This is a genomic window from Humisphaera borealis, assembly GCF_015169395.1.
Taxonomy (GTDB): Bacteria; Planctomycetota; Phycisphaerae; order Tepidisphaerales; family Tepidisphaeraceae; genus Humisphaera; species Humisphaera borealis.
Genome location: NZ_CP063458.1, coordinates 6,823,536 through 6,845,007 on the forward strand (window position 1 = coordinate 6,823,536; position 21,472 = coordinate 6,845,007).

Annotated in this window: 15 protein-coding genes; 13 read left to right on the forward strand and 2 right to left on the reverse strand. The window is 63.7% G+C overall.

Going from position 1 to position 21,472, the window contains the following annotated elements; all coding sequences use genetic code 11:
• The first annotated feature begins 28 nt into the window (after positions 1 to 28).
• From IPV69_RS25715 to IPV69_RS25725, 3 genes are read left to right on the forward strand one after another with little or no spacing between them, the layout of a single operon-like run.
• Positions 29 to 604 (forward strand): DinB family protein, encoded by a 576-nt coding sequence (locus IPV69_RS25715; RefSeq protein ID WP_206292593.1) that lies wholly within the window; start codon positions 29 to 31, stop codon positions 602 to 604.
• 13 nt (positions 605 to 617) lie between these two features.
• Positions 618 to 1,427, forward strand: coding sequence for an NRDE family protein (locus IPV69_RS25720; protein WP_206292594.1), 810 nt, complete (start codon positions 618 to 620; stop codon positions 1,425 to 1,427).
• A gap of 31 nt (positions 1,428 to 1,458) precedes the next feature.
• Positions 1,459 to 3,213: a DedA family protein gene (locus IPV69_RS25725; RefSeq protein WP_206292595.1), complete on the forward strand. Its 1,755-nt coding sequence runs from the start codon at positions 1,459 to 1,461 to the stop codon at positions 3,211 to 3,213.
• Positions 3,214 to 3,227: 14 nt separating this feature from the next.
• On the opposite strand, the gene IPV69_RS27445 is transcribed toward IPV69_RS25725, so the two are convergent.
• The gene (locus IPV69_RS27445) at positions 3,228 to 3,998 is read right to left on the reverse strand and encodes a M90 metallopeptidase family protein (RefSeq protein ID WP_241179951.1); all 771 of its coding nucleotides are present in this window, start codon (positions 3,996 to 3,998) and stop codon (positions 3,228 to 3,230) included.
• A gap of 324 nt (positions 3,999 to 4,322) precedes the next feature.
• Here IPV69_RS27445 and IPV69_RS25740 point away from each other — a divergent pair, with 324 nt between their 5' ends.
• The gene (locus tag IPV69_RS25740) at positions 4,323 to 6,179 is read left to right on the forward strand and encodes a UbiD family decarboxylase (protein WP_206292598.1); all 1,857 of its coding nucleotides are present in this window, start codon (positions 4,323 to 4,325) and stop codon (positions 6,177 to 6,179) included.
• 36 nt (positions 6,180 to 6,215) lie between these two features.
• Here the strand turns inward: IPV69_RS25740 and IPV69_RS25745 are convergent, their stop codons facing one another.
• Positions 6,216 to 7,130 (reverse strand): LysR family transcriptional regulator, encoded by a 915-nt coding sequence (locus tag IPV69_RS25745; RefSeq protein WP_206292599.1) that lies wholly within the window; start codon positions 7,128 to 7,130, stop codon positions 6,216 to 6,218.
• Positions 7,131 to 7,294: 164 nt separating this feature from the next.
• Between IPV69_RS25745 and IPV69_RS25750 the strand changes: the two genes are divergently transcribed.
• From IPV69_RS25750 to IPV69_RS25790, 9 genes are all read left to right on the forward strand, one after another.
• Entirely contained in the window at positions 7,295 to 8,554 is a 1,260-nt protein-coding gene (locus tag IPV69_RS25750; protein WP_206292600.1) for a CmpA/NrtA family ABC transporter substrate-binding protein, read from the forward strand.
• 49 nt (positions 8,555 to 8,603) lie between these two features.
• A complete protein-coding gene (locus tag IPV69_RS25755; protein ID WP_206292601.1) occupies positions 8,604 to 9,908 on the forward strand; it encodes a CmpA/NrtA family ABC transporter substrate-binding protein in 1,305 nt (434 codons plus the stop codon).
• A 68-nt stretch (positions 9,909 to 9,976) separates the two neighbouring features.
• On the forward strand, positions 9,977 to 10,906 hold the full coding sequence (locus IPV69_RS25760) for an ABC transporter permease (RefSeq protein ID WP_206292602.1): 930 nt from the start codon (positions 9,977 to 9,979) through the stop codon (positions 10,904 to 10,906).
• Entirely contained in the window at positions 10,893 to 12,869 is a 1,977-nt protein-coding gene (locus IPV69_RS25765; RefSeq protein ID WP_206292603.1) for a nitrate ABC transporter ATP-binding protein, read from the forward strand. Before IPV69_RS25760 ends, IPV69_RS25765 begins: the two co-directional genes overlap by 14 nt.
• Before the next feature lie 176 nt (positions 12,870 to 13,045).
• Positions 13,046 to 13,861: an ABC transporter ATP-binding protein gene (locus tag IPV69_RS25770; protein WP_206292604.1), complete on the forward strand. Its 816-nt coding sequence runs from the start codon at positions 13,046 to 13,048 to the stop codon at positions 13,859 to 13,861.
• A gap of 132 nt (positions 13,862 to 13,993) precedes the next feature.
• Positions 13,994 to 15,460, forward strand: coding sequence for an alginate export family protein (locus IPV69_RS25775; protein WP_206292605.1), 1,467 nt, complete (start codon positions 13,994 to 13,996; stop codon positions 15,458 to 15,460).
• Between the two features lie 119 nt (positions 15,461 to 15,579).
• A complete protein-coding gene (locus tag IPV69_RS25780) occupies positions 15,580 to 17,445 on the forward strand; it encodes a NirA family protein (protein ID WP_206292606.1) in 1,866 nt (621 codons plus the stop codon).
• A 143-nt stretch (positions 17,446 to 17,588) separates the two neighbouring features.
• Positions 17,589 to 19,214, forward strand: coding sequence for a sulfite reductase subunit alpha (locus IPV69_RS25785; RefSeq protein WP_206292607.1), 1,626 nt, complete (start codon positions 17,589 to 17,591; stop codon positions 19,212 to 19,214).
• A 107-nt stretch (positions 19,215 to 19,321) separates the two neighbouring features.
• Entirely contained in the window at positions 19,322 to 21,457 is a 2,136-nt protein-coding gene (locus tag IPV69_RS25790) for a molybdopterin oxidoreductase family protein (RefSeq protein WP_206292608.1), read from the forward strand.
• Positions 21,458 to 21,472: the final 15 nt, after the last annotated feature.

The window sequence follows — 21,472 nt, forward strand, 5'->3', positions numbered from 1 at the left end:
CGCGCTCACAGCTCTTCCCGAGGTTGCCATGCCCATGACACTTGCACGATCGATCGACATCGACTGTTGCGACCGCGTCGCTCCGACACCCGTTTCCCCGGCGCAGCCGCTGATGGCCTTGCTAACGGAGTTGTCGGCTGTCATCCAGAACCTGACCGATGCCCAGTACGTTCAGAAACCTGTGGGCGTCATGCCCAGCAGCGTGGGCGGGCATGTCAGGCATTGTTTGGACCACGTCGCGGCGTTAGTCGAGGCCCGTCAGTCGAACACGCTCAACTACGACCATCGTCAGCGGGGGACGCCGATCGAAAACGATCGCGAGGCGGCGGCCGCCGCCGTCCGAGCGCAGGTCGATGCCTTATCGGCCTGGCATGAATCGGATCTCGCCGCGGATATCAGCCTGTCAGTCCTCCTGACCAGTGACGGTCAGCCGATCAACGTCGGTTCGACGCTCGGCCGCGAACTGGCCTATACCGTCAGTCATACGATTCATCACAACGCGATCATCGGGGCGATGGTGAAGACGCTCGGCGGCTTGCTACCCGACTGCTTCGGCTTTGCCCCGGCCACGCTTCGCGACGCGGCGCACCGAAAGGCCGGGTGATCGCGTGTGCACCGTGACACTGCTTCGCCTGTCGTTCGGCTATCGCATGGTGTGCAACCGTGACGAGGCTCGTGGGCGTGCGCCGGCGATCGGTCCTGCCGTCTTCACCGCCGGTGCGCGCCAGGCGGTGTGGCCGGTGGATCCCGTCGGCGGCGGTACCTGGGCCGGTATGAATGATGCAGGCCTGGCCGCGGCACTGCTCAACGCCAATCCCCCGACTCCCCACAATCCCCCGATCGCTGCGAATGGCGCGCCGAGTCGAGGGTCGATCCTTCCTCTACTCCTGCAATCCGGAACGATCGAAGAAGCGACGAGCCGGCTCCAGCGGTTCGACCCGGCACCGTTCGCGCCGTTCCAACTGCTGATCACCGATGGCCGTCGCACCATCCGAGCCGACTGGCGACGGTCCGGCTGGCAGCCGATGTTGGCACCGCTTGGCGATGCCCCGATCCTGCTGACGTCGTCCGGCCTCGGCGACGAGCTGGTCGCGGGCCCCAGGGCAGAACTGCTGCGATCGTTCTTCGGCGGGAACGCCGCGACGCTCGACGACCGCGAACGTGTCCGGCTTCAGGACTCGTATCACAGCCATGCCTGGCCGACCTCCACCCATACCAGCGTGTTGATGAGCCGTGCCGACGCGCGGACGGTCAGCCGCACCAGCATCGTGATCGACGAGGCGCGGGCCGAAATGACCTATCAACCATTTGACGGCCAAGGCGACGCCGGTGCGGTCGAACGCGTTGCGTTGCCCCGGACATCCGTCGCGCGGGCCTCGCTGGCCTGTCGCGCAGAGCCGAAGCTTCTCGCCACCGCCAATGTCTGACCGAATGCGTCAGCCCGGACAGGATCTGACTATGGAACTCTCACTGCCCCTTCCCCAATCCGATCGTCCCAGGCGGTGGTTCGTGCCGGCGATGCTGGTGGGGTTGCTCGCGGCGGCGGCTGTTTGCCTTCTGCTATCGAAGGAGCCCGAACCGCCGGCCATGCACATGATGCCGGTGATGGCACCGATGACCCTCGCGATCAGCGGCGGACTGGCCGTCGCGACCTTCGTATCGGAAGACCTGGCACTGATCGCCGCCGGCGAGGGGGTTCGCCGGGGCTCACTCGATTGGCTGCCGGCGATCGTCGGTTGTTTGCTGGGGATCTGGGTCGGCGATATGGCGCTTTGGTTCGTCGGCCGGCTTTCGGCCCGGCGGGCGCTTTCCTGGAGCTTTATCAACAAGCGCATCAACGAGCGAAAACTCGACGACTTTCGGACCTGGTTCGAGCGGCGTTCGGTCGTGGCGATCCTGGTGGCGCGGTTCGTGCCGGGATTGCGCTTCCCGACCTTCATCGCCGCCGGCGCGACCGGGCGGGGCGGGCTACGATTCGCCGGTTGGACCTTTCTGGCGGCGGCCGTCTGGACGCCGCTGCTGATAGGACTCGTCGTGGTCGTCGGCGACCTGATCGCCGAGCCACTCCGAAGAGCCCTCGGCTACGCCTGGCTCACACTGCCGGCCGGAATCGTATTGCTTTACGCCGGCTTCCGCCTGGCCGGACAACTCTCCGATCCGCTCAAGCGCGCCCGCCTCGCGGCGCGCGTCCAACGACTCTGGCGGTGGGAGTTCTGGCCAGCCTGGCTGTTCTACATTCCCGTTGCGCTGTACATCACCGCCAAGTCGCTGCGCCGGGGTGGCTTCGCCGGTTTTGCCTCGATCACCGCGGCAAATCCTGGCATGCCCGACGGCGGCTTCGTCGGTGAGTCGAAACGGCAGATCCTGGCGTCGCTGCCGCAGGAGCACGTGATTCCCTTCCTCCACTGCCCGGTCGCGTCGGCGACGGCAGACGAGGATCGAACTCAAGCCCTTGTCTCGGCGATGCAGCTTCGGGGATGGAACTTTCCCGTCATCGTCAAACCGGACGTCGGTCAGCGTGGCGTGGGTGTCGCCAGGTGCAATGACCTGTCGGAGCTGCGACGGTCGATCGAGCGATCGAACGTCGACCTGATTGTTCAGCCTTACCATCCCGGTCCGTACGAAGTGGGCATCTTCTACGTGCGCCTGCCGTCCGAGCAGAAGGGGCGCATCTTTTCCATGACGGAGAAGGTATTCCCCATGGTGACCGGCGACGGTCGATCGACGTTGCGCGAGCTGATCTGGAATCACCCGCGCTATCGCATGCAGGCCGATCTGTTTCTGGCGCGGTTCGCCGGCGATGTCGACCAGGTGTTGTCCGCCGACCAATCCCTGACACTCTCGGTCGCGGGGAACCATTGCCAGGGGACGCTCTTTCGGGATGGCGGTCACCTCCGCACCGAAGCGCTGGAAGCGAAGATCGATCAGATCGCCCGCGGCTTTGACGGCTTCTACTTCGGCCGATTCGATATTCGTTACTGCGACCCCGTGGCGTTCGCGCGTGGCGAGGACCTTGCGATCGTCGAGCTCAACGGTGTTACGAGTGAATCGACCAACGTCTACGACCCCGCGGGAACGCTGATCGGCGCCTGGATGACTTTCATCCGCCAGTGGCGATGGCTTTTCGCGATCGCCGACATGAACATCGCCCGCGGCCATCGCCCGACACCCTGGCGGGCGCTGTCGCAGAGCGTTCGGAAGCCCCGGGGTTAATGCGGGGCATGGGGCTACTTCTGTGTTTTTCGGACGGCCTTCTCGCGGCCGGGCAGCGGTCCCCAGATGTCGTGCATCAGCTCGAAGATCTCCGGCTCGGCCTGCTTCAACTCGCCGGCGACGAACGGATAAAAATCGTTCGAGCCGAAATAGCTTTCGGTCATCTCGGCGAAAAACTCCTTCTCATTCGTCAGGCCATAGTGCTCGCGCATCGACCCGGGGCTGGTCAGCACCGACTTATAGCGGCCGCTGTCGCGGAACTTCTTCCACGCGGCGATGATGCGCGGCTCGTCAAATCCCAGTACCCGATCGTGATACGCGTGGGCCAGCTCGTGCAGCACCGCCCAGGGTTGCCGATGACTCTCGAACGGGGAGAGAAAGTCGTCGACACTGGGGATGTGCACCGACTTGGCGAGTTGCTCGCTGTAGCCTTTGCCTTTGAGCCAGCCGGCACTCGGGTGGTACTGCATGGGGTGCAGTTCGCCGTGCGTCAGATCGAGCTGGATGGGCACTTCGCGAAGCCGGGCGAGGGTCTTTTCCGGGACGACGGCGGTGATCGCAACCAGGCGAGCGTTAAGGATCTTCATCGCCTTCTCACCCTTGGCCGTGCCTTCGCCGTTCAAGAGTCGGTCGTCGACGCGAATGGTCCAGCCTTCGAGCTGCCGAACGGTATGCGAGGCCGGCAGCGGCGGAACCGTTTTGGGCGGCGCATCGGCGGGAATCGCGGGCGAAGAGGCCAGCAACGCGGCGGCAAGGGTCGCAACGATCCATCGAGGAATGGTCATAACTCGCTCCGGTCGGTCAGGGCTTTTGGGCAAATCGTTGCCGTTGAGGGTTGAAGCCTACCGCCGCGCGCGGCAATAGTCATACGGTCGGTGCGGATTCATGTCGTTCAGGCCTCGTTCCCGGTGCGTCCAACTCGCTGAAGAAACTGAAATGGATATTGGGGGCAGGATCGCCTTACTATCGGCACCATGCTTTTGCGGTCGATCCTGCTGCCCACACTTACTTGTAGAAATACGCGAGTACGCCGTCCGTGGGTGAATGCCCGGCTTCTTCCGCGCTGGTTTTGAATCCTCGTATCCGCTGCTTCTGATTCGAAAGTAGACATGCCGCATCGGAATCTCACCGAAACTGTCGCAGACCTCGAGAGCGCGGGGCAACTCGTGCGGATCGATGCCCCCATCGACCCGAACCTGGAGATGGCCGAGATTCAACGTCGGCTCTACCTCGCCGGGGGACCGGCGGTGTTGTTCACCCAGCCGCGGGGTTGCCGGTTTCCGATGCTGGCGAATCTATTCGGAACGGTCGAGCGGATGCGCTTCCTGTTCCGCGATACCTTGGCCGATGTCGAAAAGCTCGTCGAGCTCAAGACCCATCCCGACCGGGCGATGAAGAAGCCCTGGCGATATTGGAACCTGCCATCCCTGCTCTGGCGATTGCGGCCGAAGTTCCGTCGGCAGGGCTCCATTCTTGAGCACCGGATTCCCCTCTACGACCTTCCCCAACTCAAGTGCTGGCCGATGGACGGCGGAGCCTTCGTGACCCTGCCGCAGGTCTACTCCGAAGACCCGGACCGGCCCGGCTGGATGAAATCGAACCTGGGCATGTACCGCGTACAGATCTCGGGGAACGACTACGACCGCGAACGCGAGGTCGGTCTGCACTACCAGATTCACCGCGGTATCGGCGTGCATCACAGCGCGGCGGTGCGCAGAGGTGAAAAGCTCCGGGTCAACGTGATCGTCGGCGGACCGCCGGCCCTTGCCGTGAGTGCCGTCATGCCATTACCGGAGGGTCTGCCCGAGCTCGCGTTCGCCGGGGCGCTGGGCGGGCGCCGGCTCCGGATGATCACCGCAGCCAATGGCCTGCCGATGCCCGCCGAGGCGGATTTCGTCATCAGCGGAACCATCGATCCGATGCGCACCAAACCTGAAGGGCCGTTCGGCGATCACCTGGGCTACTACAGTCTTCGGCACGAGTTCCCGGTGCTTTCCGTCGATGCCGTGTACCACCGCCCGGGAGCGATCTGGCCGTTCACCGTCGTCGGTCGCCCGCCCCAGGAAGACACTTCGTTCGGCGAATTCATTCACGAACTGACGGGACCAGTCATCCCCACGGTGTTGCCCGGCGTGAAGGCCGTTCATGCGGTCGATGCCGCGGGCGTGCACCCTCTCCTGCTCGCGATCGGCTCCGAGCGTTACGTGCCTTACGCCGAGCAGCGTCAGCCGCAGGAACTGCTCACGCAGGCGAATGCGATCCTCGGCCAGGGTCAACTGTCGCTCGCGAAGTACCTGTTCATCGCGGCGCATGAAGACGACCCTCAGTTGGACATTCACGACATCGCGTCGTTCTTCCGTCATATCCTTCAGCGCGTTGACTGGTCCCGTGATCTGCACTTTCAAACCCGCACGACCATCGACACGCTCGACTACTCGGCCGGAGAGGGATTGAACGCCGGTTCGAAGGTGGTGGTGGCGGCGGCCGGCCCCGTCCGCCGCGAACTGGGAACACAGGTTCCCGGAGACATCACATTGCCCCCCGGATTTGGGACCGTGCGCGTCGCGTTGCCCGGCGTACTGGCGATTTCCGGCCCGAAGCACGAGGGGTTCCAGGCAAGCGCGGATGACGAACCGGCGTTCAAGAGATTAGTCGAACATCTGGGACCCCAGGCCGATCGCCTTGAAACGTTCCCCTTGATTACGCTCGTCGATGATGCGGACTTTGCTGCTAAGAACCTGAACAACTGGGTCTGGGTCGCATTCACGCGATCGAACCCCGCCGCCGACCTGCTCGGCGTGAAGGACTTCACCCGGCGGAAGCACTACGGATGCCAGGGGCCGCTGGTGATGGATGCCCGCTGGAAACCGCACATGGCGCCACCCCTGGTGGAGGATCCTGCCGTCACCCGCCGCGTGGACGAACTAGCGGCGCCTGGCGGGCCGCTTCACGGGCGAATTGGCTGAAGGTTGTTCGTTCCCGTCAGTATCAGCTCGTGTCGGTCAGCCATCGATCATCAGGTTCGCCGCAGCCGATCGACACAGTCCGACGAACGTCTGTTCGGCCAGCGAAAGCGACTTTCCCGTGGCGACGGCGATCGCCCAGCGTCGCCGGACTTTCTGCCCCGGCAGGGGCAGCCAGATGAGCGACCGCTGCGACAGTTCCGGCCGCGCGACCCACTTGGCGATCACGCTGATACCCAGCCCCAGTTTCACCAGTTCCTTGATCGCCTCCATCGAGCCGAGCTCGATCGGATCGCGGAGCGGCGTCTTCATTTTCAGAAAGTATCGTTCGACGGCGCGATAGGTCGCGCTGCCCCGGCTGTAGAGCACCATCCGTTGATCGACCATCGTCCGTCGATCGACCTTGCCCGCCCTCGCCCACGGATGTAGCGGCGAAACCAGAAACCCCAGCTCGTCTTCGAACAGGTCGTGGTACTGCAGCCTCCCGCCGCGATCGCGGCTGTCAGGGCGGATCATGATGCCCAGGTCGATCGATCCCTCGGCGACCCGCTCGCCGACGATCGGCGAGTCGCCGGGGGTGATCGCCAGGGAATACAGGGGAAAGCTTTCGCGGAACTCACGGAGTGACTCGGGGACGAGGTACTGGCACGCCGTCGGGCTGGCGCCGATGCGCAACCTGCCGAGCCCCGGTTGAGAGGCTTGCTTGACGGCTTCGGCCGCTTCGTCAATCGCCGCGAAGACCTTGCGGGCCCGATCCAGGAGCACACGGCCGGGGCCGGTGAGCTCGACCGATCGGCCCCGTCGCTCGAACAACTGCGTATCGAGCTGCCGTTCCAGCGAGGCGACTTGGTGGCTGACGGCGGACTGTGTGAGAAACAGCGTTTCCGCGGCACGGGTGAAGCTTAGATTCTCAGCAACGGTCGCGAAGATCTTCAAAGAGTGCGCGTCGAGCATGCAGGACTCATGAGCGAAATCGATCGAAAGTATCTTAACAATGATCTGGCTTCATGCCACGGTTTCCTTGTAGATTCCGCCCCGTCGGGATCGGATGAGGATTGACCAGTGAGCACGGTGTGGCAGCCGGCTCGACCCGACGGAGGGCTCCACTACGGTGAACCGTGGCCAGAGCCGACATCACAAGAATTGATCACGGCACGGCCGCCGCAAGGCCGGTCAACGGTGCCGCCGGCGGTGTCGTCCGGATCGGGTTCGTCCCGCTCATCGATGCCGCTCCGCTCCTGGCCGCCCGGGAGCTCGGACTATTCGAGAAGTTCGGCGTTCGCGTCATTCTCGAACGGCAGATCGGATGGGCCAATGTCCGCGACAAGCTTCTCTACGGACATCTGGACGTATCGCACGCCGTCCTGGGAATGCCGCTGAGCACCACGCTCCCGGGTGGTGCCACCGAACCGCTGCTTTCGGTGATGGAACTGGGCAGCGGCGGGAACGCGATCACCCTGAGCAAGGCACTGGTCGACCGCGGTGTCCGGTCGGCAGCAACCCTTGCCCGATGGCTTGTCGACCGCAAGGCGGCCGGGCGTGGCGGCGAGCTTCGCAAGCTCGTTTTCGGCTACGTCTTTGGTGCCTCCATGCACCACTATCTCCTGAGGGAATGGCTCAGCTCCGCCGACATTCACCCCGATCTCGACGTCCGCCTCTGCGTCGTTCCGCCTCCCCAGATGACGGAACACATGCGGCATGGACACCTTGACGGGTTCTGCGTCGGCGACCCATGGAACACGCTCGCCGAGCGCGGCGGTCACGGCACGATTGTGAGCCCGACCACCGACATCCTGCCCAACCATCCGGAAAAGGTACTCGCCGTAACGCGTCGCTGGGCCGACGACCACGGGCCGGCGGTGGTGGCGATCATCAAGGCGTTGCTGCAGGCCTGTGCCTGGTGCGACGACGAAGCCAACCACCCCAAGCTCGCCGAGATGCTCGCGAGCGAGCGGTGCATCGGTGTTCCGGTCGCGGATCTGGCGGCGAGCCTGCGAGTCAATCGAACCCTTGGCGTGAATCCACGGCAACCGTCGCCGCGACCCGCCGACTGGCGCATGAGGTCGTTCGCGGTCAAGCGAACGTTCCCCAGCGCGACGCACGCCGCTTGGCTGGCCGAGCAGATGATCCGCTGGGGTCATGCTCCCAGCGAAGCCGATGTCGTCGTCGCCGCCACCCATTGCACCGACAGTCGCTTCTACCGCCAGGCCGCTGCCGAACTGGAGATCGACTGTCCCGCGGACGATCTGGCGCCGATGCCGCTGCGGCACCAGAGCTCCTACGACCCGCGCAGGTCACCCTATCGCGGATCGAATGAACCCTCGCCCGCAGGCCCCCGGCCGAGCTCATTCGTGCCGGCTTCCGTCCAGAACACCTGATGCTCCGTCCGTTGCACAAACCACTACTTCGATCACAGGACACATTGAAATGAAGATGAACTCGAATACCAGCTCGAACCCTTCGCGACGCGGACTTCTCAAGTCCGCCGCATACGGGATGGCCGCCCTCGGGGCCGGCATTCCGCTCGCCAGCGCCATTAGTGGGTGCAGGAAGAAAACTGCGGCAACCCCCAGCGCCGGAGGCACCGGCCCGGAAGTCACCGACCTTAAGTTTGGAATGATCGCGCTGACGGATTGCTCGCCCCTGGTGATTGCCGAGAAAAAGGGCTTCTTCAAGAAGTACGGGATCAACGGTGTCGTCGAAAAGAAGGGCAACTGGGCGGCGATCCGCGATTCGCTCACCAGCGGCGAGATTCAGGGCACGCACATGCTCATCGGTATGCCGCTGAGCCTGACGATGGGCATCGGCGGTGCCAAGCCCGTTCCGATGGTGATCCCCTGGCTGCTCAACCGCAATGGGCAGAGCATCTCGCTTACCAAGGCGCTCAAGGGCAAGGTGAAAGCCGACCCCGCGCCCCTCAAGCCGATCGTTGATGCTGCCAAGGCGAGCGGAAAACCCATGAACTTCGCGATGACGTTTCCCACCGGAACGCACGCGATGTGGATTCGCTACTGGCTCGCCGCCGGTGGCATTCATCCCGACAACGACATCGGTCTGAAGGTTGTCCCGCCGCCCAACATGTTCAATGGCATGCAGTCGGGCGAGATCGACGGGTTCTGCGTCGGCGAGCCCTGGAACGCCAAGACGGCCGCAGAAGGGGTTGGCTACACCGCGATCAACACGCAGGACATCTGGAAGGATCATCCCGAGAAGGTGCTGGCGTTCACTAAAAGCTTCGCCGACGCCAATCCCCGCACCGTCAAAGCCGTCCTGAAGGCCGTTCACGAAGCCAGTGTGTGGCTCGACGACGTCAAGAACCGTCCCGAGCTGTGCGAGATCATTTCCGCGACCGGCTATGTGAACTGCCCGAAGGAGCTGATCCTCGGTCGACTTCAGGGGCAGGTCGATTACGGCGACGACCGCGGCAAGGTCACCGACCCCAACTACATGATCTTCAGCAGCCGCAACTGCAACTACCCGCAGCTCAAGTACGCCGCCTGGTTCATCAGCCAGTTCCGTCGCTGGGGCATGGTGGAGGGGACGCCCGATTACGCCGGCATCTCCAGGCAGGTGATGCGGCCTGACCTTTACGAAGAAGCGATGAAGGAGATCGGCTACACCGCGGGCGTGGCCGACGAGAAGCCCGAAACGTTGTTCGACAACATCACGTTCGACCCGTCCAAGCCAGAGGAATACGCCCGTTCGTTCAAGGTGCACGCAATGAAGGGGTGAGTGGAACCCGATGCGTTGCGCTCGGGAGCGGCGCTCCACGCCGTCTCGTATCTCGATACAGGAGCCCGATGTCCATGACCAAGAAGATATTGACTGACTTTCTCCTTTTCCCGGCGGTCGGCATTGCCGTGCTGATGGGACTATGGCTTACGGCGTCGGTGATCACACACGACGCCGAATCCGGCATATCGACCTTACCGGGTCCCCTGCAGACCTGGGAGGAGAGCAAGCTGTATGTGCTGGAGCCGCTCGCGTATCGCAACGAGACCGACCAGGGCATCATCCTGATGACCTGGGGTTCGCTGCTCCGCGTGCTCGCCGGATTCGGTATCGCAGTAGCGCTCGGCGTACCACTCGGGATGGCCCTGGGTTCGTCGAAGGTCTTCAACAAGATGATCGACCCGGCGATCCAGATCCTGCGGCCGGTCAGCCCGCTCGCCTGGTACCCTATCGGTTTTGCGATCTTCCTGTCCTACAAGAAGGACTGGGAGATCAATGTCGGCGAACTGGCGGCGATCTTCACCGTTGCCGTCTGTGCGATGTGGCCGACCGTTCTGAACACCGCCAAGGGTGTGCGGTCCATCCCCCAGGACTATCACAACGTCGCGAAGGTGCTCGGCCTGGGCCGGGTGCAGAAGACGTTCAAGATCCTTCTGCCGGCGGCATTCCCCGACATGTTCACGGGCTTCCGCCTGAGCCTGGGCATGGCATGGCTGGTCATTGTCGCGGCCGAGATGTTGACGGCCAAGAACGGTATCGGCGGGTTTCTGAACCAGGAGTTCAACGCGGGCAAGACCGAACACATCCTGCTCTGCGTCATCACGATCGGCCTGGTGGGGTTCGTTTTGGACAGGCTCATGAGCGTTCTGGAAGCCAACACCGACAAGCTGCTGAACCTGCCGTTCGCACTGGCCAGCCGGTTGCGAAGCCGGCCGACGGTGGCCGCGGTGAAGCCACTTGCCGCCAAGGGAAGGGGTGCCGCTCATGCCGCTTCTTGAACTCAACAACGTCAGCAAGAGTTATGGCGACAAGGGGGCGGAAGTCCTGTCGGGGATCAACCTGACGGTGGAAGAGGGGGAGTTTGTTGCGATCATCGGCTACTCGGGCGCGGGCAAGACCACGCTCATCTCAATGCTCGCTGGACTGGTTACGCCCGACACCGGTGAAGTAACCATGCAGGGCAAGCCGATCACCGGACCCGGCCCGGACCGCGCGATGGTCTTTCAGAACTACTCGCTGCTGCCGTGGCTGACGGTCGCGCAGAACGTCGCGCTGGCGGTCGATCGGGTGTTCGGCACGGAGTCTGCCGCGAACCGCCGGGACCGCGTCGACAAGGCCCTTGCGATGGTGAACCTGACGGCCGCGGCGGAGAAGAAGCCGAGCGAGCTGTCGGGCGGCATGCGGCAGCGGGTGAGCGTCGCACGGGCGCTGTCGATGGACCCCCGTGTGCTGCTGCTCGACGAGCCGCTGGGCGCACTCGACGCACTGACGCGGGCGACCATACAGGACGAGATCACCAGCATCTGGCAGCGCGACCGAAAGACCGTGCTGCTGATCACCAACGACGTCGATGAAGCGATCCTGCTCGCCGACCGGATCATTCCGCTGAGTGCCGGACCGGCGGCCACCCTCGGGCCGGCTGTGAAGGTCGACATCCCCCGGCCTCGCGATCGCAAGGCGATGAACCACGACCCGCGGTTCAAGGAGATCCGCCAGCAGGTCATCGAATGGCTCCTCGGCGAAGGCAGTGCGACGGGCCGGCCGGCCCGTCGCCTGGCGAGCGTTCGAGGCAGGACCGAGCGTCCGACGATCACCGTCGGCTTCCTTCCGCTGACCGACTGCGCGCCGCTGGCGGTCGCGGTCGAGCGTGAGGTGTTTCACAAGCACGGGATCGATGTCAAGCTCCAGAAGTTCCCGAGCTGGGATGCGATCACCGAAGCCGCGTGCAGCGGGAGGATCGACGCCGCCCACATGCTGGCGAGCATTCCGGTCGCGATCGCCGCGGGGCTGATGGGGCGAAAGCGGCATCCGCTGGTGGTGCCCTGGATCATGAACCGCAACGGGCAGGGCATCACGTTGTCGTCGGCCCTACAGTCGTCGGTCGGCACCGATATGGGGAAGCTCAAAGCTACGGCGGCCGCGGCGCGACAAAAGGGAGACCCGCTGTCGTTCGCGGCGACACACCGCTTTGGCACACATGAGATGTGGCTGCGGTACTGGCTGGCGGCGGGGGGAATTCACCCCGACCGCGATATCAACCTCACCGTCACACCGCCGCCCCTGATGCTCGCCAGCCTTCGGCAGGGGGAGATGAGCGGCTTCTGCGTCGGCGAGCCCTGGAACGCCAAGGCGATCAGCGAAGGGCTGGGTTACACCGCCGCCGCGTCGCAGGACGTCTGGGCCGACCATCCGGAAAAGGTGCTGGCGTTCGGAGAGAACTTCGTCAACGAGCAGCCCGATACCCTCAAACGGTGCCTGGCGGCGATGAATGAAGCCAGCGCGTGGATCGACGATCCGCAGAACAAACCCGAGACGGCTCACATCGTCGGCAAGCGGGAGTACTGCAACGTCCGCGAGGAACAGATTCTGCCTCGACTTCGCGGGCAGTACGACTTCGGCGACGGCAGGACGAAGAACTACGCCGTCCATCCGATCCGCTTCTCGACGGCCCGCGTGAACTACCCGCAGACGAAGTACGCGATCTGGTTCCTCACGCAGTTCCGCCGCTGGGGCCAGCTCGCCGAGACCCCCGACTACACGACGATCGCCGAGCGTGTTTACCGCGGTGACCTGTACGAACTGATCGGACGGCCGACCGAGTTTGACCCGATTCAGGCTAACACGACGGTCGAGACGCTGTGCGACAGCAAGGTGTTTGACCCCGCGTTCCCCGAGGACTACGCGACCGGATTCGAGATCAGCAGCGTAGCGTCCGCCCTGGCGGACGCGGTCCCGGCGTAAAGCAGAGTTGCAGAATTTCAACCACGGAGAACACCGAGAGCACGGAGGAGAACGACCATCCGGAGCGACAAGAAACATGAAGCCGAGAGATCGTTTGAGTCTGTTTCTCTGTGCTTTTGTGCTCCGTGAACTCCGTGTGCTCCGTGGTGGTGATTCTTTCCACGACTTAAGTAGCCATGAACAAGTACCTCGAAATCTGGCAGCTCAACAAAACCTTCCCTTCCAAGAAGGGCCCTTACACCGTGGTGGAAGGCTTCGATTTGTCCCTGCGGCAGGGGGAGTTCGTTTCGCTGATCGGCCACTCCGGCTGCGGCAAATCGACCGTCCTCTCGATCGTCGCCGGTTTAAGCGAGATGACCAGCGGCACGCTCATCCTTGCCGGCAAGGAGCTCCGCGGCGCGGGGCCCGATCGTGGCGTTGTCTTCCAGGCGCCGAGTCTGCTCCCGTGGATGACCGCGTTCGACAATGTCCTGCTCGGCGTCAACCAGGTGATGTCTGATGCCTCCGAGCAGGAGCGGAAGGACCTGGTCGCTTACTACCTGACGCTGATCGGCCTGAAGGACGCGATGCACAAGCTGCCGGCCGAGCTTTCGCAGGGCATGCGGCAGCGGGTTGGCATTGCCCGCGCATTCGCGCTGAACCCCAAGATGCTGCTCCTGGACGAGCCGTTCGGCATGCTCGATTCACTGACCCGATATGAACTCCAGCAGGTGCTCATCGACCTATGGAGCCAGGACCAGAAGACGGCCCTGATGGTCACGCACGACGTGGACGAAGCGCTGTTTCTGTCCGACCGCATCGTCATGATGACCAACGGCCCAAGGGCTCGTGTCGGCGAGACCCTTGAAGTGACCTTTCCGCGGCCGCGCAACCGCACCGAGGTCATGGAACACCCCGACTACTACCGGCTTCGGGAACGGCTGATCTCGTTCCTGGAAGAACATGACATCCGCAAACCTACGCAGCCGGACGCGGCTGCGGCGGTCGCGTAGTAGTGTCAGAACGCCAGGTGTTTTTGTTTTGCTTGATCGAAGGCCCCGTTCGCCTTGTCCGTGATGGCGTGCCATCGCCGGGTGAGCCAGGGTGACAAACAACAATCGTAAAGACCAAAAGGAATTGACTCCATGAAGCGTTTACTGATCGCCATCTCGGCGGCTCTTGCTCCGGCTACTTTCGCGATGGCACAGACCACCGCGCCAGCCTCTGCCCCGGCGACCAAAGTCGCCGTGGCAACGCCGCCGCCTTACACCCCCGTCCGCTGGACGGAAAACTACGCCTACCTGAAGGATCCGACCCTTCGGACCGACCTGTTCGACCCAATCAAGTACATCCCGCTGGGCGCGGACGGCTTCTATTTATCGCTCGGCGGCCAGCTTCGCGAGCGATATGAGAACTTCGACGACGCCAACTTCGGCGCAGTTCCCGCCGACGACGACGGCTACTTCCTGCACCGCGGATTGTTCCACGCCGACTTCCAGCTCGGACCGGTTTTCAGGGTGTTCGGGCAATACAAGTTCGCCCTGGAAGACGGCGAAAACGGCGGGCCACGCGCCGCGGATGCCGACGAATCCGACATCCAGCAGCTCTTCGCCGACGCCAGGCTGCCGCTGGGCGGCAAGGACTCGGTCACGCTCCGCTTCGGCCGCCAGGATTTAGCCTACGGCGCTCAGCGATTGATCTCCCCGCTCGATTGGACCAACACCCGCCGCACCTTCGAAGGCTTCAAGGCCTCGACTGTGACCGGTAACAACACGCTCGACGCGTTCTGGGTTCGCCCGGTGATCGTTGACAAGGAAGAGCCCAACGACGGCGACGACGACACGAGCTTTGCCGGCGTCTACAACACGCTGGCGCTGCCCACCGTCTTTGAAGGCGGCGGCACCAAGCTCGAGGTCTACGGACTGGCGCTGAACAAGACCAAGACTTCCGCATCAGGCGTGCAGGGTGCCGTCGCGGTTGATTCCGACACGTACACCGTCGGTGCCCGGTTCTCATCGGCCCCCAAGCCGTTCGATTTTGACGTCGAAGGCGCTTACCAGTTCGGCCAGTTCGACACCAGCACGATCTCGGCCTGGTCTTTCGCGATGGAAGCCGGTTACACCTGCTTCCCGGCGCCCCTGAAGCCCCGTGCCTTCATCGGATTCGATATTGCCAGCGGCGACGACAATCCGACCGACGGCAACTTCAATCGGTTCAACCAGCTGTTTCCGCTAGGCCATCTCTACTTCGGCTACATCGATGCGATCGGCCGGCAGAACATCATCGATGTGCATCCCGGCTTCGACCTGACGCTGGCCGAGAAAGCCAGTTGGGCCCAGAAGCTTACGCTTAGGACAGAGTACCACCTGTTCTGGCGCGAGAGCACGGCCGACGGCGTCTTCAATGCCGGCGGCGGCCTGCTGCGGGCGTCGGGCGGGAGCGACGAAAGCTACATCGGTTCGGAAATCGACCTGCTGCTCACCTGGCAGATCGACCGCCATACGCAGGCATACTTCGGTTGGAGCCATTTCTTCGCCGGTGACTTCATTCAGGATACCGGGCCCAGCGAAGACATCGACTTCCTCTATGGAGCGTTGCAGTTCACGTTCTAAGTGTGCGGTGGCGGGGTGGCCGGGAGATTGCGTCGTGCCGCCGAGGATCGACGTTCGAGATTCGACGGCATCACTCAGTCCCCCGGTTACTCCGACACCATCCAGCAGAGCGAGGCCTTATGTCCGACTTCAGTGACGAACAGAAACACTACCTGCAAGGCTTTGTCGCCGGCTCGGGGCTCACCCAGCTCCTGGTCAATGGCCGCGCGTCGTTCGCCACCGCACTCGGGCTGCCGGCCAATGGCTCGATCAGTCTTCCCGGAGGCGGATCGGAGATCCCGCCGGGGCCAGAAGCGGTTCACTACCGGGCACAGGACGCGCAGGTCGCCGCCGGCAAAAAGCTTTGCCCGGAAGAGGTCGCCAAGCGCAAGAAGTTCCCGCTTGATCAGTGGAATGATCTCGTCCAGCACTCGGCCGAGGGAAAGTTCCCCAAGGGCACGGACGTGCTGGCCTTTAAGTACCAGGGGTTGTTCTATGTCGCGCCGGCGCAGGACAGCTACATGGCCCGGCTGCGGTTTGCCGGAGGTATCGTGCCGAGCTTCCAGTTCCGACGGGTGGCGGAGCTTGCCGAGGTTCACGGTGGCGGATTCTCCGACGTCACCACCCGCGCCAACCTGCAGATCCGCGAGATCCAGGCCGGTAGCGCCATCGACTTCCTCGAAGGCCTGCACGATGCCGGCATCCTCTGCCGTGGCTCGGGGGCCGACAACATCCGCAACGTCACCGGTAGCCCGACGGCCGGAATCGATCCGCAGGAACTGATCGACACCCGCCCGCTGTCGCGGGCCATGCACCACTACATCCTCAACCACCGTGAGATGTACGGCCTGCCGCGGAAGTTCAACATCGCATTCGACGGCGGCGGCAAAATCTCCGCCGTCGAAGACACCAACGACATCGGCTTTTCCGCGGTCCGCGTGGGCCAAGGCAAAACCGACAGCGACGGCCAGCTGATCGAGCCTGGTGTTTACTTCCGGCTGGCGCTCGGCGGCATCACCGGGCACAAGGATTTCGCGAAAGACCAAGGCGTCCTGCTGAAGCCGGACGAGTGCATCTCCGTCGCCGCAGCGATCGTGCGCGTCTTCATCGACAACGGCGACCGCACCGACCGCAAGAAGGCCCGGCTGAAGTACGTGCTCGACCGCTGGGGGCACGCGAAGTACATCGAAGAAACCGAGAAGGTCCTCGGCCGCAAGCTGCGCAAAGTAGCGACGGCGATGTGCGAGCCGCGCCCCGCGGTCGACAAGCACGGCCACATCGGTGTCTTCCCGCAGAAGCAGGAAGGCAGGTTTTATGTAGGCGTCGTCCTACCGGTGGGCCGAATCACCGCCGAGCAGATGCGCGGCATCGCCGACATCGCCGACAAGTTCGGGTCAGGCATGATCCGCCTGACGGTCTGGCAGAACCTGCTGATCTCCGACATTGCCGAGGCCGACATTCCCGCCGTGCAGGAGGCACTGGCAAAACTGAACCTGGCCACCAGCGCCACCAGCATCCGCGCCGGTCTTGTTGCCTGCACGGGTGCGGCCGGCTGCAAGTTCGCGATGGCCCACACCAAGCAGCACGCGATGGCGCTCGCCGAAGCGCTGGAGAAGCGGATCGAACTGGATGTGCCGGTCAACATCCATCTGACGGGCTGCCCGAACTCGTGCGCCCAGCACTACATGGGCGACATTGGCCTGATCGGGACGAAGGTGTCGCTCGGCGACGACGATGACGCCGAAGAGGTCGAGGGCTATCACGTGTTTGTCGGCGGCGGCTACGGCGCTGACCAGTCCATCGGTCGAGAGCTGTACCGCAACATCCCGGCCACGGAACTGGCCAAGACCGTCGAGAAGATGATCCGTGGCTACAAGGCCAATCGCACGACACCGACGGAGTCGTTCAATGAGTTCGTGCGTCGACATGAAACAGATCAGTTGAAGGAGATCTTCGACGCCCACGCAGTGACCGAATCGGAAGCGGTCGAATTGACCACGGGATAGGCGGCAAAGCCGAGCGTTGGGTGGCGTGGGCAAGCGTACCCGCTTGCCCGTGGCGATCACCAACCAGCGGTCGACACGGGCAACGGAGTACCGTTGCCCATGCCACCAAAAGCTCAAGCACAGTCCATTAACACGTGACGACCATGAACATCCCAGCAATTCCAACGAATGCTCCATTCACCGATGCTCAGCGCTCCTGGCTGAACGGCTTCTTTGCCGGGCTGTTTGGACAGGTCAACGGCAACGCAAACGGCTTGGCGGTTTCGATGCCTGCTGAAGTCGCAGGTGCGTCCGCCGCGGCACCGGCAGCGCCGGTTGCCGACGAGAACGAAGAGATGCCCTGGCACGATCCGGCGCTCACGATCGACGAGCGCATGCAGATGGTTGTCGGCAAACCACTGTCACGCCGGCTCATGGGCGCGATGGCCCAACTCGACTGCGGCGCCTGCGGCTATGTCTGCAAGACGTACTCCGAGGCGATCGCCAACGGCCAGGAAAAGGACCTGACCAAGTGCGCGCCCGGCGGTATGGAGACCAGCAAGAAGCTGAAGGTACTCGTCGCCGAAGGCGGCGGTGCCGCGGTGAAGGCAGCGGCGGCGCCGGCCTCGGGAGCGGCCAAGCCCGCCACGCTCAATCCCGCCGCCGGCAAGTACGGCCGACACAACCCCTTCCCGGCCCGCCTGCTCGAATGCAATGCGCTGAACAAGCCCGGCAGCATGAAGGACACCCGCTTCGTCTCGCTCGACCTCAAAGGCAGCGGACTTTCCTACAAGGTCGGCGACGCCTTGGGAGTCTTCCCGGAGAACGATCCTGACCTGGTCGGCTGGGTGCTCGAAGCTCTTGATGCCAGCGGCGCCGAAGAAGTGATCGATCCCGACGGCAACCGCGTGAGCATTTATGAAGCGCTGCTCAAGAGCTACTCGCTGGGTAAACCGACCGACCTGATGTTCGAACTGCTCATCAACACCGCCGCCGATGCCGAGCAGGCCAGCCAGCTCAAGCAGATGCTGGCCGATGACAGCCTGCCCGAAGGCGACGACGTCCTCGATCTTCTGCGGCAGTTCCCCTCTGCCAAGCCTGAGCCCTACGAGTTCGTGACGGCGTTGAACCCGCTTCAGCCGCGGCTCTACTCCATCTCATCGTCGCTGAAAGCCCACCCTGACCAAGTCCACCTGACGGTCGGCATCGTGCGGTTCGTCAACAAGCGCGAGCGCCAGTGCAAGGGCGTGTGCTCCACCTTCTTTGCCGACCGCGTCAAGCCCGGACTGAAGGTCCGCTGCTTCGTTCACGAGTCGCACGGCTTCGGTGTGCCGGCGAACCCGGACGTGCCGATCATTATGGTCGGCCCCGGAACCGGCATCGCGCCGTTCCGCGCTTTTCTCGCCGAGCGCAGGGCGACCGGTGCCAAAGGGAAGAACTGGCTGCTGTTCGGCGATCAGCAGAAGCAGTACGACTACCTCTACGAGCAGGAGCTGGAGCAGTTGCGCGAGGAAGGCTTCCTCACCCGTCTCGACCTCGCCTTCAGCCGCGACCAGAAGGAAAAGATCTACGTCCAGAACCGCATGCTCGAACACGCCGCCGAAATGTGGAAATGGCTTCAGGAAGGTGCCCACTTCTACGTCTGCGGCGATGCCAAGCGCATGGCGACCGACGTCGACAACGCACTCAAGAGGATCGCCATGGAACAGGGCAATATGTCCGCCGAGCAGGCCAAGGCATTCGTCATGGATCTATCGAAGAACAAGCGGTACCAGAGAGACGTGTATTGAGCGTTGCTGCCGAGCTGTTCGGTGTTCGCATTTCGTATCCGTCGTCCTTCAATGTTCGCTCCGCTGTGTTCGAAACTCTCCTTTGACTCGTCCGTTACGTCTCTCTCATGGCCAAAGAGATTCCTACCCTCTGTCCCTACTGCGGCGTCGGCTGCGGGCTGCTCGCGTCGACGGACGGGGAGCGGATTCTCCGCATCCGCGGCGATCCGAAGCACCCGGCGAACCTCGGCCGCGTCTGCCCCAAGGGCGGCACTGTCGCCGCCACCGTGAACGTGGCGACGCGGCTCCGCCACGCCATGCTGCGCGACGGGTTCGGCAAAGCGCCGTCGGTCGTGCCGCCCGGTGCCGCCATCCGCGTTGCGGCCGAGGGGATCGACCGCATCCTGCAGTCCCACGGACCGGGCGCGATCGCGTTTTACCTTTCCGGCCAGCTCACCACCGAAGCCCAGTACATCGCGACCAAGTTCGCCAAGGCGTACCTGCGGACGAACCACTGCGACAGCAACAGCCGGCTGTGCATGGCGTCGGCAGGGGCGGGGATGAAGCTGTCGCTCGGCTCGGACGGCCCGCCCACGGTTTACGCCGATATCGAGCTCGCCGATGCGTTCTTTTTCATCGGTTCCAACGCCGCCGAGTGCCACCCGGTCACGTTCGAGCGAATCAGGAAGCGGATCGACAAGGGGGCCAGGTGCGTGGTCGCCGATCCCCGCCGAACGCCCACCGCCGAATCGGCGACGGTGCACCTGCCGATCCGCCCGGGCACCGATCTGACATTGCTCAACGGCCTGATGCGCATCATTCGCGATCGCGGGTTGCTCGATGCGCGATACATCGAGCAGCACACCGAGGGGTGGGAACAACTGGATGCCATCCTCGATGATTACCCGCTGAACGTCGTCGCGCAACGGTGCGGGCTTGAGGAAGCCGACATCCTCTCGGCCGCCGAGATCATCGCCTATACGCCAAAGCTCATCACGTTCTGGACGATGGGCATCAACCAGAGCCTGCAGGGAACGTTCGCGAGCAACGCGATCATCAACCTTCACCTGGCGACGGGCCGGATCGGCAAGCCCGGCGCCGGGCCTTTCAGCCTGACGGGCCAGCCCAACGCGATGGGCGGCCGCGACGTCGGGTACATGAGCCACATGCTCCCCGGGCAACGGTCCGTTGCCAGCGAGAAGGACCGCGCCGACATGGAAGCGGTCTGGGGATTGAAACCCGGCACGATTGTTTCCGAAGTCGGCCACGACGCCGTTCGCATGTTCGACGCGATCGATCGCGGCGAAATCAAGGCGCTCTGGGTCATCGGCTCAAACCCCGCCGCCAGCATGCCCAACCTGCCGCGCATTCGCAGCGCGCTCGAGAAGTGCGAACTGGTCATCGTGCAGGATGCCTACTACCCGACCGAGACAACCAAGTACGCGCACGTGCTGCTCCCGGCGGCGGTCAACCTGGAGCAGGAGGGAACCTACTGCAACAGCGAGCGACGGGTCACGCTGATGGAGCAGGTCGTCCCGCCGCCGGGCGATGCCAAACCCGACTGGTGGTGGGTGCGCGAAATCGCCGTCGCGCTGGGTTTCCGAAAGGGCATGCAGTTCGAATCGTCCGAGCAGATCTTCGACGAGTTCGCCCGATCCACCGCCGGCCGGCCGAACGATCAGAGCGGCATGCACTACAAGATGCTCCGCGAGTTGGGGCCGCAGCTTTGGCCGCACCCGTCCATGGCCAGGGCGAACGATCGCCGGTATGTCGACGGCATCTACCCGACCGCTACCGGCAAGGCACGCCTCTGGGCGCGCCACGACATTTCGCCGGACGAGAAGCCGAATGCGGATTTTCCGATGTTGCTGACGACGGGCCGCGTTCTCAACCAGTGGCATACCCGAACCAAGACGGGTCAGGTGGAGCAGCTCAACGCGCTGGACCCGGCGCCCTACCTTCAGATCCACCCGCAGGATGCCGACGAACTCGGGCTCTCGACCGGCGACGAAGTGACCATCAGCAGCCGCCGCGGCACCGCCAGGGCGCCGGTCCTGACGGACGACACCATCTCTCCCGGCGTCGTCTTCATGCCGATCCATTGGAACGAGCTTTGGGCACAGGCGGCGTCGCCGAACGAGGCCACGTCGGACCAGACCGACCCTGTCAGCTTTCAGCCCGCGCTCAAATGCTGCGCTGTGAAGGTGGCAAAGGTCGCCTGCCGCGCAACGGCAGGGTCACGGCAGGCCGCGGTAACCGCGTGAGGTATTGCCACTGCC